At 59.7% G+C, this 15,858-nt stretch carries 11 protein-coding genes; 5 read left to right on the top strand and 6 right to left on the bottom strand.

All coding sequences use genetic code 11. The features are described 5' to 3' along the window. Positions 1-122 precede the first annotated feature (122 nt). The 3 genes from uvrB to AACW18_RS12685 all read left to right on the top strand — a co-directional run bounded on the left by uvrB (position 123) and on the right by AACW18_RS12685 (position 3,223). Positions 123-2,135, top strand: a complete 2,013-nt coding sequence (gene uvrB, locus AACW18_RS12695) for an excinuclease ABC subunit UvrB (RefSeq protein WP_218388864.1) — start codon at positions 123-125, stop codon at positions 2,133-2,135. Continuing rightward, complete coding sequence (locus tag AACW18_RS12690) at positions 2,132-2,413, top strand: YkvA family protein (RefSeq protein ID WP_042652307.1); 282 nt, start codon at positions 2,132-2,134, stop codon at positions 2,411-2,413. The genes uvrB and AACW18_RS12690 overlap by 4 nt, the downstream gene beginning before the upstream one ends. 156 nt (positions 2,414-2,569) lie before the next feature. Continuing rightward, entirely contained in the window at positions 2,570-3,223 is a 654-nt protein-coding gene (locus AACW18_RS12685; RefSeq protein WP_218291477.1) for a DedA family protein, read from the top strand. A gap of 272 nt (positions 3,224-3,495) precedes the next feature. Here the strand turns inward: AACW18_RS12685 and dsbB are convergent, their stop codons facing one another. Beyond that, a complete protein-coding gene (dsbB, locus tag AACW18_RS12680) occupies positions 3,496-4,017 on the bottom strand; it encodes a disulfide bond formation protein DsbB (protein ID WP_218388863.1) in 522 nt (173 codons plus the stop codon). A gap of 86 nt (positions 4,018-4,103) precedes the next feature. Continuing rightward, positions 4,104-5,675, bottom strand: coding sequence for a sodium/proton antiporter NhaB (gene nhaB, locus AACW18_RS12675; RefSeq protein ID WP_218291264.1), 1,572 nt, complete (start codon positions 5,673-5,675; stop codon positions 4,104-4,106). 316 nt (positions 5,676-5,991) lie between these two features. On the opposite strand from nhaB, the gene fadR reads away from it, so the two are divergent. After that, positions 5,992-6,705, top strand: a complete 714-nt coding sequence (fadR, locus tag AACW18_RS12670) for a fatty acid metabolism transcriptional regulator FadR (protein ID WP_218388862.1) — start codon at positions 5,992-5,994, stop codon at positions 6,703-6,705. A 55-nt stretch (positions 6,706-6,760) separates the two neighbouring features. Here the strand turns inward: fadR and AACW18_RS12665 are convergent, their stop codons facing one another. From AACW18_RS12665 to AACW18_RS12650, 4 genes are all read right to left on the bottom strand, one after another. Beyond that, complete coding sequence (locus AACW18_RS12665; RefSeq protein ID WP_218388861.1) at positions 6,761-8,281, bottom strand: SpoVR family protein; 1,521 nt, start codon at positions 8,279-8,281, stop codon at positions 6,761-6,763. Between the two features lie 10 nt (positions 8,282-8,291). Then, positions 8,292-9,563 (bottom strand): YeaH/YhbH family protein, encoded by a 1,272-nt coding sequence (locus AACW18_RS12660; RefSeq protein ID WP_042652301.1) that lies wholly within the window; start codon positions 9,561-9,563, stop codon positions 8,292-8,294. Positions 9,564-9,587: 24 nt separating this feature from the next. Continuing rightward, positions 9,588-11,510: a PrkA family serine protein kinase gene (locus AACW18_RS12655; RefSeq protein WP_042652300.1), complete on the bottom strand. Its 1,923-nt coding sequence runs from the start codon at positions 11,508-11,510 to the stop codon at positions 9,588-9,590. A gap of 562 nt (positions 11,511-12,072) precedes the next feature. Next, positions 12,073-13,995, bottom strand: a complete 1,923-nt coding sequence (locus AACW18_RS12650) for a RecQ family ATP-dependent DNA helicase (protein ID WP_218388860.1) — start codon at positions 13,993-13,995, stop codon at positions 12,073-12,075. Positions 13,996-14,329: 334 nt separating this feature from the next. Between AACW18_RS12650 and sstT the strand changes: the two genes are divergently transcribed. Continuing rightward, complete coding sequence (sstT, locus tag AACW18_RS12645) at positions 14,330-15,580, top strand: serine/threonine transporter SstT (RefSeq protein ID WP_042652298.1); 1,251 nt, start codon at positions 14,330-14,332, stop codon at positions 15,578-15,580. Positions 15,581-15,858: the final 278 nt, after the last annotated feature.

The raw sequence follows: 15,858 nt of genomic DNA, 5'->3' as shown, positions 1-15,858 counted from the left end.
GGAGACGCACTATACAGAGCTCGCTTTTCGGGGTCAATAGCCGCTTGGCCATATAGAGTGGATACCCAGGCCACCCCAAGTCGGAGTACACTTCTCTCTTGCTGTTTTTGTCCGGAGTCGTCATGAATAAGCCTTTCAAGCTGGCCAGCCAGTTTCAACCCGCGGGGGATCAGCCAGAGGCGATCGCCCGGCTGCTCGATGGCATCGAGTCTGGCCTCGCCCACCAGACCCTGCTCGGGGTGACCGGCTCGGGCAAGACCTTCACCATGGCCAACGTGATCGCCACCCTGAACAGGCCCACCATGATCTTGGCGCCAAACAAGACCCTGGCGGCCCAGCTCTATGGCGAGATGAAGGAGTTCTTCCCTGAGAACTCGGTGGAGTATTTCGTCTCCTACTACGACTATTACCAGCCGGAAGCCTATGTGCCGACCACGGACACCTTCATCGAGAAGGATGCCTCCATCAACGATCACATAGAGCAGATGCGGCTGTCGGCCACCAAGGCGCTGCTGGAGCGGCGCGACGTGGTGATAGTCGCCTCCGTCTCCGCCATCTATGGTCTGGGGGATCCCCAGGCCTACCTCAGCATGATGCTGCACCTCAAGGTGGGGGACATCATCAACCAGCGGGACATACTGCGCCGCCTCGCCGAGCTGCAATACACCCGCAACGACGTGGCGTTTGGCCGCGGCACCTTCCGGGTGCGCGGGGAGGTGATCGACATCTACCCCGCCGAATCGGACAAGCTGGCCCTGCGGGTGGAGCTGTTCGACGAGGAGGTGGAGCGACTCTCCCAGTTCGATCCCCTGACCGGGGCCATAGAGCAGACGGTGGTGCGCTACACCATCTATCCCAAGACCCACTACGCCACGCCGCGCGAAACCATCCTGGGTGCCATCGACCACATCAAGGAGGAGCTCAAGGGGCGCCGTGAGCAGTTGCTGAGCCTGGGCAAGCTGGTGGAGGAGCAGCGCATCAGCCAGCGCACCCAGTTCGACATCGAGATGATGCAGGAGCTGGGCTACTGCTCGGGCATCGAAAACTACAGCCGCTATCTGTCGGGGCGCGCCCCCGGCGAGCCGCCGCCCACCCTGTTCGACTACCTGCCGGGGGATGGCCTGCTCATCATCGACGAGTCCCACGTCACGGTGCCGCAGATCGGCGCCATGTTCAAAGGGGACAGATCCCGCAAGGAGACGCTGGTGGAGTACGGCTTCCGTCTGCCCTCGGCGCTGGACAACAGACCGCTGAAGTTCGACGAGTTCGAGGCGCTGATGCCGCAGACGGTGTTCGTCTCGGCCACCCCTGGCCCCTACGAGCTGGAGAAGTCCGGTGAGGATGTGGTGCAGCAGGTGGTGCGCCCCACCGGCCTGCTCGATCCACAGATCGAGGTGCGCCCGGTCACCACCCAGGTGGACGATCTGCTGTCCGAGATCCGGTTGCGGGTCGCGGTGGAGGAGCGGGTGCTGGTTACCACCCTCACCAAGCGGATGGCGGAAGACTTGACCGAATATCTGGCGGATCACGACGTGCGGGTGCGCTACCTGCACTCGGACATCGACACCGTCGAGCGGGTGGAGATCATCCGCGATCTGCGGCTCGGCAAGTTCGACGTGCTGGTGGGCATCAACCTGCTGCGGGAAGGGCTCGACATGCCGGAGGTCTCCCTGGTGACCATACTGGATGCGGACAAGGAGGGCTTCCTGCGCTCCACCCGCTCCCTCATCCAGACCATAGGCCGCGCCGCCCGCAACCTCAACGGCAGGGTGATCCTGTACGGCGATACCATCACCAACTCCATGAGGGTGGCCATCGAGGAGACGGAGCGGCGCCGCGCCCTGCAGCATGCCCACAACCTCGCACACGGCATCACCCCCAGGGGCCTCAACAAGTCGGTGGGGGACGCGATGGACATGGGCGGCAGCCGCACGGCTGGCAAGGCGGGCAGGGGCGGTCGCAAGGCGGCCGAGCCGCAAGGGGAGTACCACGCCCGCTCCGCCAGCGAGATCGCCAAGGAGATCAAACGGATGGAAGAGCAGATGTTCCAGCATGCGCGGGATCTGGAGTTCGAGCAGGCGGCCGCCATGCGGGATCAGATCCAGCGGCTGCGCAGCGAGTTGATCGAGAGTTGAGTGCCGGGTTTGGCAAGAAGCCGAGCGGCAAGCGCTGGCTCCTCTGGCGGCGTCTGCGCCGCCTCTACTTCGGCTTTCGCCACCCCGCGACCCCCTGGTGGGCCAAGGGGCTGGTGATCCTGATCCTGCTCTATGGCATCAGTCCGGTGGATCTCATCCCGGATCTGGTGCCGATCTTCGGCTGGTTCGATGACATCAGCCTGCTGCTGTTGCTGCTCTGGGGCTGGGAGTCCTGCCTGCCGGCGGCGGTCAGGCAGGGGCTGGATGCCCTGGAATAGGCGCGGCTTGTCACCCGGATGCTTCTGCCGATGGCGGGAAATGACGTCACCATTACCGGGAAATGGGCTTTCCCCTAGGGCGACCGGCGCCGCTGATTGTGGCGCGCAAGCCATTGGCGTAGACTCCACGCCGTTCACTTCATGGGTATGGAAAAAATGGATCTGATCCTGTTTGCGATTGATTTTATTCTGCACGTCGATGTGCATCTGAAAGAGCTTTTTGAGCACTATGGCGTCTGGGTTTACGCCATCCTGTTCCTCATCATCTTCTGTGAGACCGGCCTGGTGGTGACTCCCTTCCTGCCCGGCGATTCCCTGCTGTTTGCCGCTGGTGCACTCACCGTCGGCAGCGTGCTGGATGTGCACACCCTGGCGGCCGTGCTGATCGTGGCCGCGGTGCTTGGCAACGTGGTGAACTACACCATAGGCCACTTCTTCGGGGAGCAGCTGTTTCGCAATCCGGACTCGAAGATCTTCCGCCGTGACTATCTGGACAAGACCCACGCCTTCTATGCCAAGCATGGTGGCAAGACCATCATCATCACCCGCTTCCTGCCCATAGTGCGCACCTTCGCGCCCTTCGTGGCCGGGATGGGGGCCATGACCTACCCGCGCTTCCTGGCATTCAACCTGGTGGGCGGCCTGCTGTGGGTCCTCTCCTTCGTCTATGCGGGCCACTTCTTCGGCAACCTGCCGGTGGTGCGCCATAACTTCACCCTGCTCATCTTCGGCATCATAGCCGTCTCGCTGCTGCCGATGATCGTCGGCATGGTGAAGGCGAGGCGCAGCAGGGGCAAGACCGCCTCCTGAGCCGATCATCAAGCATGAAAAAGGGGAGCCACTGGCTCCCCTTTTTATATTGCGGCGTGTGACTCAGCCGCAGCAGCGGCCCTTGACCAGGTTGCCAACCGCCACCATCAGGAACACCCGCAGATGGGCGGTGAGGATGGCAACCAGCCCGATGAGGAGCGGCATGGAGAGGCTGGCTCTTGCGTCTGCTAAGGGCTGAGATCGCTGTCGACCATCATGTGAAATGTAAAAAGGGAGCCAGTGGCTCCCTTTCTTGTATGGCGGTGTAGGATTCAGCTGCAGCAGCGGCCCTTGACCAGATTGCCGACCGCCACCACCACGAACACCAGCAGGTAGGCGGCGAAGATGACGACCAGCCACTGAGGCATGGAGAAGCTGAGGAACTGCCAGGTGATCTCGCTGCAGTCGCCATCCGGGAAGAACAGCCAGGGAATCCACTGATCGAGCGGGGCCCAGCTTGGAAAGTCAACAAAGCCTTCGCATACATTGAAGGGGGAGGGGTTGATCTGGTAATCCACATGCTTGAGTGCCAGTTTCAGGCCCCAGAAGGCGCTATAGCCCCACAACAAGAGGGCGCTCCAGCGCAGATACCACTTTTCTGGCGCCACCATGCCGAGCAGGCCGGCCGTGAACACCCCGAGAATGGCGATCCGCTCATAGATACACATGACGCAAGGGTGCAGACCCAGCACATGCTGGAAGAAGAGGGCGCACAGCTCGAAGCTGAGGGCGGAGGCGGCCAGCAACCCCCAGGCCAGACGATGGCTGGCAATACGACGCAGAAATTCGATCATCTGATTGATCTCACTGATAAAAATAGTGGCTGAATTAGAGCAGAGCAGGCCCTAAAAGGAAAGGGCCCCCATGGGCCCTTCCATCATCAATGTGACGCCGGTGCCAGGGCCGGCATGGCGGCGCCCTGCGTCAGCCAGCCGGCCTGGTAGAACCATTCGGTGGCAGGCGCGAGCAGCTGTTCCACCGCGAAGAACCCCACCAGCCCCAGCACAATGGTGTAGGGCAGCGCCATCCAGACCATGCGACCGTAAGAGAGTCGCAGCAAGGGGGCAATGGCCGAGGTCAGCATGAACAGGAAGGCGGCCTGGCCGTTGGGGGTGGCGACGGAAGGCAGGTTGGTGCCGGTGTTGATGGCGACCGCCAGCAGATCGAAATGTTCGCGGCTGATGGCGCCATTGAGCAACGCCGTCTTCACCTCGTTGATATAGACGGTGCCGACGAAGACGTTGTCACTCACCATGGAGAGCAGGCCGTTAGCCAGATAGAAGAGGGCCAGCTGATCCTCCGGCTTGGCGGCCAGTACCCACTGGATCACCGGCTTGAACAGCTGCTGATCGATGATCACCGCCACCACGCTGAAGAAGACGGTGAGCAGGGCGGTGAAGGGCAGTGCCTCATGGAAGGCCTTGCCGAGGGCATGTTCCTCGGTGACGCCGGTGAAGGAGGTGGCCAGGACGATGACGGTCAGGCCGATCAGGCCGACGGCGGCCAGGTGCAGGGCCAGCCCGGTGATCAGCCAGAGCGCGATCAGGGCCTGGACGACCAGCTTGGCCTTCTCTTGCGGGGAGCGCTGGGCATCTTCGTCACGCCCGTAGGCTTCCATGATGCGGCGCACGGGTTCGGGCAGCTTGGTGCCATAGCCAAACCAGCGGCACTTCTCCACCAGGATGCAGGTGAGCAGGCCACAGAGGAAGACCGGGATGGTCACCGGGGCCATGCGAATGGCGAACTCGCCAAAATGCCAGCCCGCCTGTTCCCCTATGATGAGGTTCTGTGGCTCGCCCACCAGGGTGCAGACACCCCCGAGCGCCGTCCCGATGGCGGCATGCATCATCAGGCTGCGCAGGAAGCCGCGAAACTCATTCAGATGCTGGCGGGTCAGCTCGTCGATCCCCTCGTCATTGTGCAAGTTGCCGGACTCATCACTCGATGACACCTTGTGGTAGATGGCGTAGAAACCGGTGGCGACGCTGATCACCACGGCGATCACGGTCAGGGCATCGAGGAAGGCGGACAGAAAGGCCGATACCAGGCAGAACGCGAGGGAGAGGAGCGTCTTGGAGTGGATGCGGATCAGCATCTTGGTGAAGACATAGAGCAGCAGCTGCTTCATGAAGTAGATGCCGGCCACCATGAACACCAGCAGCAGCAGCACCTCGATATTGGCAACCAGCTCGTGCTTGACCTGGTTGGCCGAGGTCATGCCGATCAGCACCGCCTCTATGGCCAGCAGGCCGCCTGGCTGCAGTGGGTAGCACTTGAGCGCCATGGCCAGGGTGAAGATGAACTCGACGACCAGCAACCAGCCTGCCAGGAAGGGATCATAGTGGAAGACAATCGGATTGATCAGCAGGAATGAGACGATGGCAAGTTTGTACCACCGGGGGGCATTGCCCAAAAAATTCTTTGCAAACGCGCGCCCTAGGCTGATTGGCATAATGATGATTCTCTGTTCTGTTGATTGGTATCTGCGTCAATGCAGTCGAGCTTCCGGATATTCACCTTTATCAAATTAATTGCACATGATTTTAATCAAAGGAGCGCTAACTATAAATAACGGGGTGGCGCTTGCCCAGACGCGTTGCCGGTTTATCACCCCCCTTTGGTGTTGACTGGCACCCATCCGGATTCCATATACATTTTTTTAACAAAAAGATCGGGTTAATGTGAGCAGAGGACCGACCTTCTGCTTGCCAGCATGTCCGGCTTTGCTATTATTCGTGAGCCTTTTTACGCACTACAAGAGTCACTACATGGTCATAAAAGCGCAGAGCCCCGCAGGGTTTGCCGAGGAATACATCATCGAGTCCATCTGGAACAATCGCTTTCCTCCAGGATCCATTCTGCCGGCGGAGCGCGAGCTGTCCGAATTGATAGGTGTGACTCGCACTACCTTGCGTGAAGTGCTGCAGCGTCTTGCCCGTGATGGCTGGCTCACCATCCAGCATGGTAAACCCACCAAGGTCAACAACTTCTGGGAGACCTCTGGTCTGAACATCCTGGAGACCCTGGCTCGGCTGGATCAGGACAAGGTACCGGACCTGGTGGCCCAGTTGCTGTCGGCCCGCACCAACATCTGCACCATCTTCATCCGTGGCGCCATCCGGAATAATCCCGAGCAGGCGGCTGAGATCTTGCGTGGCGCCGATGGGGTTGACAACTCCCCTGAGGCGTATGCCGAGTTCGACTATCGTCTGCACCATCAGCTCTCATTTGCTTCCGGCAACCCTATCTACGCCTTGATCCTCAATGGCTTCAAAGGGTTGTACAGCCGCGTCGGGCGTTATTACTTCTCCGACAAGCAGGCGCGTGAGACGGCGGATGCCTATTACAAGACCCTGCTGGGGTTGGCCGAGACCAAGAATCACGAGGCCGTGTTCATGACGGTGCGCCAGTACGGCATCGAGTCCGGCAAGCTGTGGACTCGTCTTCGTCAGGACATGCCGAGCAACCTGTGCGATAACTGATCCGTATCGACTAAGAAAAAACGCGCCAACCGGCGCGTTTTTTTATGCCTCGACGTCAGGTGACGCCCTTGCGTTCCGGGCAACGCCCTATGATGTCGGCGGGCAGTTCCCCGTTATCTTGCTCCAGCAGCACATCAAATCCCCACAGCTGATGCAGATGCCTGAGTACCTCGTGGCGTGACTCGCCGAGCGGGATCCGGTTGTGGGGCACATAGCGCAGGGTGAGCGAGCGATCGCCCTTCACCGCCACGTTGTAGACCTGAATGTTGGGCTCCAGATTGCTCAGGTTGTATTGGGCCGAGAGCGTATTGCGCACCAGGCGATAGCCCTCCTCGTTGTGGATGGCGGACACCTTGAGGTAGTTCTTCAGATCGTCATCGTCGATGGCAAACAGCTTCATGTCGCGCATCACCTTGGGGCTCAGGAACTGGCTGATGAAGCTCTCGTCCTTGAAGTTCTGCATGGCGAAGTGCAGGGTCTCGACCCAGTCGGTGCCGGCGTAGTCGGGGAACCAGTATCTGTCCTCCTCGGTGGGGTGTTCACAGATGCGGCGCAGATCGGTGAACATGGCAAAGCCCAGGGCATAGGGGTTGATGCCGGAATAGTAACGGCTGTTGTAGGGGGGCTGATAGACCACGTTGGTGTGGCTGTGCAGCACCTCTATCATGAAGCGATCGCTGATCTTCCCCTCGTCATACAGATGGTTGAGGATGCTGTAGTGCCAGAAGGTGGCCCAGCCCTCGTTCATTACCTGGGTCTGTTTCTGCGGATAGAAGTACTGGCTGATCTTGCGCACTATCCGCACTATCTCGCGCTGCCAGGGCTCCAGCAGGGGGGCATTCTTCTCGATGAAATAGAGGATGTTCTCCTGCGGCTCGGGCGGGTAGCGCCTGTCCTCGACCCCGGAAGCCTTGTGCTGCTTGGGCAGGGTACGCCAGAGCTCGTTGACCTGGGTCTGCAGGTAATCTTCCCGCGCCTTCTGACGTCGCTTCTCTTCGGCCAGAGAGATCTTCTGGGGGCGCTTGTAGCGATCCACCCCGAAGTTCATCAGGGCATGGCAGGAGTCGAGCAAGCGCTCGACGGCATCGATGCCGTGCTTCTCTTCGCATTCGGTGATGTAGTTCTTGGCAAACAGCAGGTAGTCGATGATGGAGGAGGCGTCGCTCCAGGCCTTGAACAGGTAATTGTTCTTGAAGAAAGAGTTGTGGCCATAGCAGGCATGGGCCATCACCAGTGCCTGCATCGGCATGGTGTTCTCCTCCATCAGGTAGGCGATGCAGGGATCCGAGTTGATGACGATCTCATACGCCAGCCCCATCTGGCCGCGCTTGTAGTTGCGCTCGGTGTGAATGAAGCGCTTGCCAAACGACCAGTGCTGGTAGCCGATGGGCATGCCCACACTGGAGTAGGCATCCATCATCTGCTCGGCGGTGATCACCTCGATCTGGTTGGGATAGGTATCCAGCCGATAAAACCTGGCGACCCGGGCAATCTCCTGGTGATAGATCTCCAGCAAATCAAAGTTCCAGTCAGGACCATCGTCCAGCGGCGCTATTTTTCTCGCGGTTTCTACCATATGACGTCCCTCAAGCCGCTTGCTTCTTGAACAGCTCACGGAAGACCGGATAGATATCCTCCACCTTGCGGATGTGCTCCATCGCGAAGTGGGGGAATTGGCCAGCCACAGATTCGTATTCGTGCCACAGGGTCTGGTGGGCACGGGTGGTGATCTCGATGTAGGAGTAATAACGCACCCGCGGCATGATGTCGCGCATCAGGATCTCCCGGCACTGGGGCGAGTCATCCGCCCAGTTGTCGCCATCCGATGCCTGCGCCGCATAGATGTTCCACTGATTGGCGGGATAACGCTCGTTGATGATGTCGTTCATCATCTTGAGGGCGCTGGAGACTATGGTGCCGCCGGTCTCCTGGGAGTAGAAGAACTCGTGCTCGTCCACCTCCTTGGCCTGGGTGTGGTGGCGGATGTAGACCACCTCCACGTTCTTGTAAGTCCGGCTAAGGAACAGGTAGAGCAGGATGTAGAAGCGTTTGGCCATCTCCTTGGTCGCCTGATCCATGGAGCCCGACACGTCCATCAGGCAGAACATCACCGCCTGGCTGGACGGCACCGGGCGTTTGACGAAGTTATTGAACTTGAGATCGAAGGTATCGATGAAGGGCACGGCCTCGATCCGCCGTTTCAGCTCGCGGATCTCCTTCTCGAGCTGGGCGATTTCGGCAAAGTGATCGTTGGGTGCGCTGGTGAGCTGTGCGAGTCTCTCCTCCAGTTCGCGCAGTTGGCGTTTCTTGCCCGCCTGCAGCGCCATGCGCCGCGCCAGCGAGTTTTGCAGGGAGCGCACCACGTTGATGTTGGCCGGCACCCCGTTGGAGGTGTAGCCCGCCCGATAGGTTTTCATCTCCATCAGCTGGTTGAGCTGGGTTTTCTGCAGGCGGGGTAGCTCCAAGTCTTCAAACAGCAGATCCAGATACTCGTCTTTGGAGATCTGGAACACGAAGTCATCCGCCCCTTCGCCCTGATCCGAGGCCTGGCCTTCTCCGCCACCCTGACCGCTGCCCCCTCCCTTGGGCCGGTCAATCTTGTCGCCGGAGACGAACTGGTCGTTGCCGGGATGCACCATCTCCCGCTTACCGCCTTGCCCCTGATGGAAATGGGGCTCACCGATGTCCTTGGTCGGGATGCTGATGCTCTCGCCCTTGTCCACGTCCTGAATGCTGCGTTTGGAGACAGCATCCGAGACCGCTTGTTTGATCTGCTTCTTGTAACGGCGGATGAAGCGCTGCCGATTGACAGCGCTTTTGTTTTTGCCGTTGAGCCTGCGGTCGATAAAATGCGCCATAACTCCCCCTTGAACCGATCAGGGTCAGGATGACTTGCGTACCCTGAGATACCATTCGGAGAGCAGGCGCACCTGTTTGCGGGTGTAGCCCTTCTCCATCATCCGTTCGACAAAGTTATCGTGCTTCTTCTGCTCCTCGGCCGAGGTTTTGCTGTTGAAGGAGATAACCGGCAGCAGCTCTTCCGTGTTGGAGAACATCTTCTTCTCGATCACGGTGCGCAGCTTCTCGTAACTGGTCCAGTTGGGGTTACGACCTGCATTGTTGGCCCGTGCACGCAGCACGAAGTTGACGATTTCGTTGCGGAAATCTTTCGGATTGCTGATCCCCGCCGGTTTTTCGATCTTCTCCAGCTCGCTGTTCAGCGACGACCGATCAAACAGCTGGCCGGTCTCCGGGTCGCGGTATTCCTGATCCTGGATCCAGAAATCGGCATAGGTGACGTAACGATCGAAGATGTTCTGACCGTACTCCGAATAGGACTCGAGGTATGCGGTCTGGATCTCCTTGCCGATGAACTCCACGTAGCGCGGGGTCAGGTAGCCCTTGATGAACTCCAGGTAGCGATCGTGCAGCTCTTGCGCGAACTGTTCCCGCTCGATCTGCTGCTCCAGCACGTAGAAGAGGTGCACCGGGTTGGCGGCCACTTCCGCGTGGTCGAAGTTGAAGACGCGGGAGAGAATCTTGAACGCGAAGCGGGTCGACAGGCCGTTCATGCCCTCATCCACGCCGGCATAGTCGCGATACTCCTGGTAGCTCTTGGCCTTGGGATCCGTGTCTTTCAGGCTCTCGCCGTCATAGACCCGCATCTTGGAGTAGAGGCTGGAGTTTTCCGGCTCCTTCAGGCGGGAGAGCACGGAGAACTGACCCAGCAGCTCCAGGGTGCCAGGGGCACACTTGGCATCGGTCAGCTCGCTGTTGATCAGCAGTTTTTCGTAGATCTTCACCTCTTCCGAGACGCGCAGGCAGTAGGGCACCTTGACGATGTACACCCGGTCGAGGAAGGCCTCGTTGTTCTTGTTGTTGCGGAACTGCTGCCATTCCGACTCGTTGGAGTGAGCCAGCAGGATGCCGTCGAAGGGCAGGGCGGAGAGACCCTCGGTGCCGTTGTAGTTCCCCTCCTGAGTCGCGGTCAGCAAGGGGTGCAGCACCTTGATGGGAGCCTTGAACATCTCCACGAACTCCATCATCCCCTGATTCGCCTTGCACAGCGCGCCTGAGTAGGAATAAGCATCGGCGTCATCCTGGGCATAGTGCTCCAGCATGCGGATATCGACCTTGCCAACCAGGGAGGAGATGTCCTGGTTATTGTCATCGCCGGGTTCGGTCTTGGCGATGGCGATCTGATCCAGGATGGAGGGGTTGACCTTCTCCACCTTGAACTTGGAAATGTCACCGCCAAATTCGTGTAGCCGCTTGGCCGCCCAGGGCGACATGATGGGGCGCAGGTAGCGGTGCGGGATGCCGTACTCTTTCTCCAGGATCTCGCCATCTTCCTCGATGTCGAACAGGCAGAAGGGGTGATCGTTGACCGGTGAACCCTTGATGCGATAGATAGGCACCTTCTGCATCAGGGATTTGAGTTTTTCGGCCAGCGATGACTTGCCGCCACCGACAGGCCCCAGCAGGTAGAGGATCTGTTTCTTCTCTTCCAGCCCCTGGGCGGAGTGTTTGAGGTAGGAGACGATCTGCTCGATGGCCTCCTCCATGCCATAGAAGTCTTTGAAAGCGGGATAGCGTGCGACGACGCGGTTGGAGAAAAGGCGGCTGAGGCGCGGATTGACCGAGGTATCGACCATTTCCGGTTCGCCGATGGCAACCAGCAGACGCTCGGCGGCGGAGGCATAGCAGGATTTATCCTGTTTGCACATGTCCAGGAACTCCTGGATGCTGTACTCCTCCTCTCTGGCTTTCTCATACCGCTGTTGATAGTGCTCGAAGATGCCCATAACTTAGCCCTCGTTATAGTCGCTTACCCTGAAAAAGAGTGGATCACTACTTTTGTTCTGTTTTCCTCTTAAGCCTAGTCAACAGCCCCCAGTAATCCATCGCCATCATTGGTTTAAGTTTGCACGGGGCTTCCCGATCCTTGTGCGGGAAGGTGCAGTCAATGACATACCTATGTTACTGACTGTTAAATTATTTTTGCCACGACAGTGATGCAAATGTCAAAGACATAAAAAATAAATGTTTGTGTGGCAGGCAGGGAAAGCGGTGGCGTTCGCTTCTTATTTACGGAATGTCAGGCGGGACAAGGCTGGCGGGGGAAGCAGAGATATTTGATTTTCGTTTACGTTAACGTAATGCGTGTCGTTTTGTGTTTAAGCTCTAATTTTTACATTGACGCTACATTCTGGCTGCACTAGATTGGCCCTGTGTCGAGCAGTCATCGCTTTAGCAAGAGAGTGGGTGGCTGTGCAGATACTAAGCTCTGTTTAAGCACGTTTCCGTTGGCTTGACCCTCGCATCCGCGAGGGTCTTATTTTTTCGGCGTCCGGCAAACTTGTGCCATCAAGGCGCGGCGGGGTACAGGCGGGAGACCGCCGTCAGCACCTCGGCGAAGGGATGCGCGGCCAACCGGCCGAAACCGGCCAGACTTTTTGCCTTGGCCTTGGTGGTCAGCGGGGTAGCGATGCCGCACAGGAAGCGGGTCAGGACCCGGGGATCTCGGGTTTGGCACAGGGCCACCAGGGGATCGCACCAGGCGCGCAAGCCGGACTCGTTGGGCAAGCCCAGGGTCGGCAGCTGGGGCAGGATGGCAATCTCGCCGCGGCAAACGGAGCAGTGGCCGCAGTGGCTCGGCGCCTGCTCATCGGCAAAGTAGTGGGCCAGTTCATGGCTCAGGCAACGGGTCGAGGTAAAGAAGGCCAGCAGGGCCTGCAGCCTCGCCAGCTCACTTCGCTCCTTCTGCTCGAACAGGGCATGCAGCTGATCGGCCAGCGGCGCTATGTCCAGCTCCTGGCGCAATACCCGATAGACATCCGTCATCTGCTTGCTCTCCAGCTCGATCCAGCCCTGCTGCTGCAAATAATCCAGCGCGGCGGCACCGCGCTGCCGCTTCCCCTGATAACCCTGCCAGAGCGCATCGAAATCCATGGTGCACCAGCTGCGCGCCTGGGGGGCGCAGGCAAACAGCTGCTCCAGAAACTGGCGCCGATCCGGATTGAAGCGAGCCAGGATTTCTTGTTTTTCCAGCACAAACTTGAAGCGATACTCGGCGAAATAGCTGTAGGCCGGGGCAATGATCCCCGCCATCTCCAGGTAGACCAGCAGGGTCTTGAGCGGCAACTGGCGGATATTGGTCTCGTTGGAGAGGCGCAGCAGGCCAAACTCCCACTCGCCGCCGCTCTCGCGCAGGATCTCGAGCAAGCTCAGGATGGCGGTCCTGTCCGGTGTATCCCCGTAGACGAAGTTCTCCAGCACCGGCAACTGGGCGCGGCTGGCCAGCACGGTGCAGCGGGAGGGGTGACCATCCCGCCCGGCACGGCCGATCTCCTGGCTGTAGTTCTCGATGGACTTGGGCAAGTCGTAGTGGATGACCCGGCGGATATCGGCCTTGTCGATGCCCATGCCAAAGGCAATGGTGGCGACGATGCAATCCAGTCGACCCGCCATGAAGTCATGCTGGATCTGGCTGCGAATGGCAGGATCCAGCCCTGCGTGATAGGCGCTGGCGCGGATGCCGATGGCCTGCAGCTGCTCGGCACACTGCTGCGCGCTGTGTTGCAGGGTGACGTAGACGATGGTGGGGGACTTGGGGTCTCGTTGCAGTTCGTCGCGCAACCAGCCATCGCGCGCCGGGCCAGCCAGGGGGATGACGGCGAGATCCAGGTTGGCGCGATAGAAACCTGTCACCACCAGATCCTCTTCCTCGATGGCGAACTTGGCCTGCATGTCTGCCATGACCGCCGGGGTGGCGGTGGCGGTGAGCAGCAACACCTGAGGAATATTCAGCTCGCGGCGATGATCCGGCAGCTTCAGGTAGTCGGGGCGAAAATTGTGGCCCCACTCGGAGATACAGTGCGCCTCGTCCACCACCAGCAAGGAGAGTGGCACCTGGGCGATGAAGCGGCGAAAGCGCTCGTTCTTGAGCCGCTCCACCGAGATCATCAGGATCTTGAGCTGACCGTCACTGGCCTGCTGCATCACGCGGCGGCTCTCCTCCACGGTCTGGCTGGAGTCCAGGGTCGCGGCGGCAATGCCCTTGCCGCGCAAGAAGGCGAGCTGATCATGCATCAGTGCGATCAGCGGGGAGATGACCAGGGTCAGATGAGGCAATGCCAGTGCCGGCAGCTGATAGCAGAGGGACTTGCCGGAGCCGGTGGGGAAGATGGCCGCCGCACTCTTGCCGGCCAGCAGGCGGCTGATCACCGCTTCCTGGCCGGGTCGCAATTGATCGAAGCCGAAGTGTCGGGTCAACAGGGTGGGGATCATGGCAGGGCTCCAGCACAAAGAGCGGCATGATAGCACGTTGGCGTCGGCTCGGCCGATGAACGGACTGGGATGGCTATTATTTGACCGTGGTTGATATTGTGTTATCACCTTGTTGTAGGTTTTTTGTGAGGTGACCCTGATATTTTTCAGTGATTATGTGGAAAAAAACGGTGGCAGATGGGATATTCCTTGTCCGCAGCCCCGCGCGTATTTGGACGGATCCAGAAGAAGATCTGCCAAGAGGGATCGCCGTCAGTGTGCCGGCATCCCGGCGTGTGGCAGGTTGCCAACAGGACTATTGATTCACGCACCTTGAGTGCACAGGGACTATTTGATGACACAACAACACCCCCTCATACGACTGGTCAACAGCACCAGTCTGGTTAGCCAGATCCTGGTCGGTCTGGTACTCGGTATCCTACTTGCTATGTTCATGCCGGAATGGGCCAAGGCGGCGGGTCTGCTTGGCAGCCTGTTCGTCGGTGCCCTGAAGGCGGTCGCCCCGCTGCTGGTCTTCGTGCTGGTGATGGCGGCGATCCTCGGCCACAAACAGGGTCAGAAGACCAGCATTCGCCCGCTGCTCGCCCTCTATCTGTTTGGCACCTTCGCCGCCGCCGTGGTGGCCGTGGTTGCCAGCTTCCTGTTCCCCTCCAACCTGCATCTGGTCGCCAACAGCGCCGATATCACCCCGCCGGGTGGCATCACCGAAGTGCTGCAGACCCTGCTGTTCAACGTGGTCACCAACCCGGTGAAGGCGCTGATGGACGCCAACTACATCGGCATCCTGGCCTGGGCCATCGGCCTGGGCATCGCCATGCGTCACGCCAACGAGAGCACCAAGGCACTGATCTCCGATCTGTCCCACGGGGTCTCCACCATCGTCAGGGCGGTGATCCGCTGCGCGCCGCTCGGTATCCTGGGTCTGGTGGCATCCACCCTGGCCGAGACCGGTTTCGGTGCCCTGCTCGGCTATGCCCAGCTGCTGGTGGTGCTGATTGGCTGCATGCTGTTCATCGCCTTGGTGGTCAACCCGCTCATCGTGTTCTGGAAGATCAAGCGCAACCCCTATCCGCTGGTGCTGACCTGCCTGAAAGAGAGCGGTGTGACCGCCTTCTTCACCCGCAGCTCTGCCGCCAACATTCCGGTCAACATGGCGCTGTGTGAAAAACTGCGTCTGCCGGAAGATACCTATGCGGTCTCCATTCCGCTGGGGGCGACCATCAACATGGCCGGTGCCGCCATCACCATCACTGTGCTTTCCATGGCGGCGGTGCACACCCTGGGGATGGAAGTGGATCTGGCGACCGCCGTGCTGCTCTCCGTGGTCGCGACCATCAGTGCCTGCGGTGCTTCCGGCGTGGCCGGTGGCTCCCTGCTGCTGATCCCGCTGGCGTGCAGCCTGTTTGGCATCAGCAATGACATCGCCATGCAGGTCGTGGCCGTCGGCTTCATCATCGGGGTGCTGCAGGATTCTGCCGAGACTGCGCTCAACAGCTCCACCGACGTGCTGTTCACCGCGGCCGCCTGTATGGCCGAGGATGAGACACTGCTGGATGCAGCGCCGCTCTCTCGCCGCGAAGCCTGATAACCGCGCGTCAAACCGCCAGAAACGCCCTCCCCGGAGGGCGTTTTTTTATGGCCGCAAAAGAGGGCGAGGGGATGGGGGATTTGCCCTGGCAGGCTAGCCTGTGGTTGTTCGTTGTTCGTTGTTCGTTGTTCGTTGTTCGTTGTTCGTTGTTCGCCTTGCCTTGAACCCGTCACTTAGGTGGGCCTAGATGCCACCAGCTGGGGTCTTGGGGGGCAGCTAACCGCAAGCGGCTCAGTGGCGCGAGCGCCCCGCCGACATGCCCGTCTTGACCCAGG

The sequence above is a fragment of the Aeromonas sp. sia0103 genome, assembly GCF_963895295.1.
Classification (GTDB): Bacteria; Pseudomonadota; Gammaproteobacteria; order Enterobacterales; family Aeromonadaceae; genus Aeromonas; species Aeromonas encheleia.
The sequence above is the reverse complement of the archived record's forward strand: the minus strand, read 5'-3'. Positions and strand labels throughout refer to the sequence as shown.

Bases quoted from the DNA above. Each gene is read 5' to 3' on its own strand.
- uvrB (WP_218388864.1), top strand. From the start codon at position 123: ATGAATAAGCCTTTCAAGCTGGCCAGCCAGTTTCAACCCGCGGGGGAT.
- AACW18_RS12685 (WP_218291477.1), top strand. From the start codon at position 2,570: ATGGATCTGATCCTGTTTGCGATTGATTTTATTCTGCACGTCGATGTG.
- dsbB (WP_218388863.1), bottom strand. From the start codon at position 4,017: ATGATCGAATTTCTGCGTCGTATTGCCAGCCATCGTCTGGCCTGGGGG.
- nhaB (WP_218291264.1), bottom strand. From the start codon at position 5,675: ATGCCAATCAGCCTAGGGCGCGCGTTTGCAAAGAATTTTTTGGGCAAT.
- fadR (WP_218388862.1), top strand. From the start codon at position 5,992: ATGGTCATAAAAGCGCAGAGCCCCGCAGGGTTTGCCGAGGAATACATC.
- AACW18_RS12665 (WP_218388861.1), bottom strand. From the start codon at position 8,281: ATGGTAGAAACCGCGAGAAAAATAGCGCCGCTGGACGATGGTCCTGAC.
- AACW18_RS12660 (WP_042652301.1), bottom strand. From the start codon at position 9,563: ATGGCGCATTTTATCGACCGCAGGCTCAACGGCAAAAACAAAAGCGCT.
- AACW18_RS12655 (WP_042652300.1), bottom strand. From the start codon at position 11,510: ATGGGCATCTTCGAGCACTATCAACAGCGGTATGAGAAAGCCAGAGAG.
- AACW18_RS12650 (WP_218388860.1), bottom strand. From the start codon at position 13,995: ATGATCCCCACCCTGTTGACCCGACACTTCGGCTTCGATCAATTGCGA.
- sstT (WP_042652298.1), top strand. From the start codon at position 14,330: ATGACACAACAACACCCCCTCATACGACTGGTCAACAGCACCAGTCTG.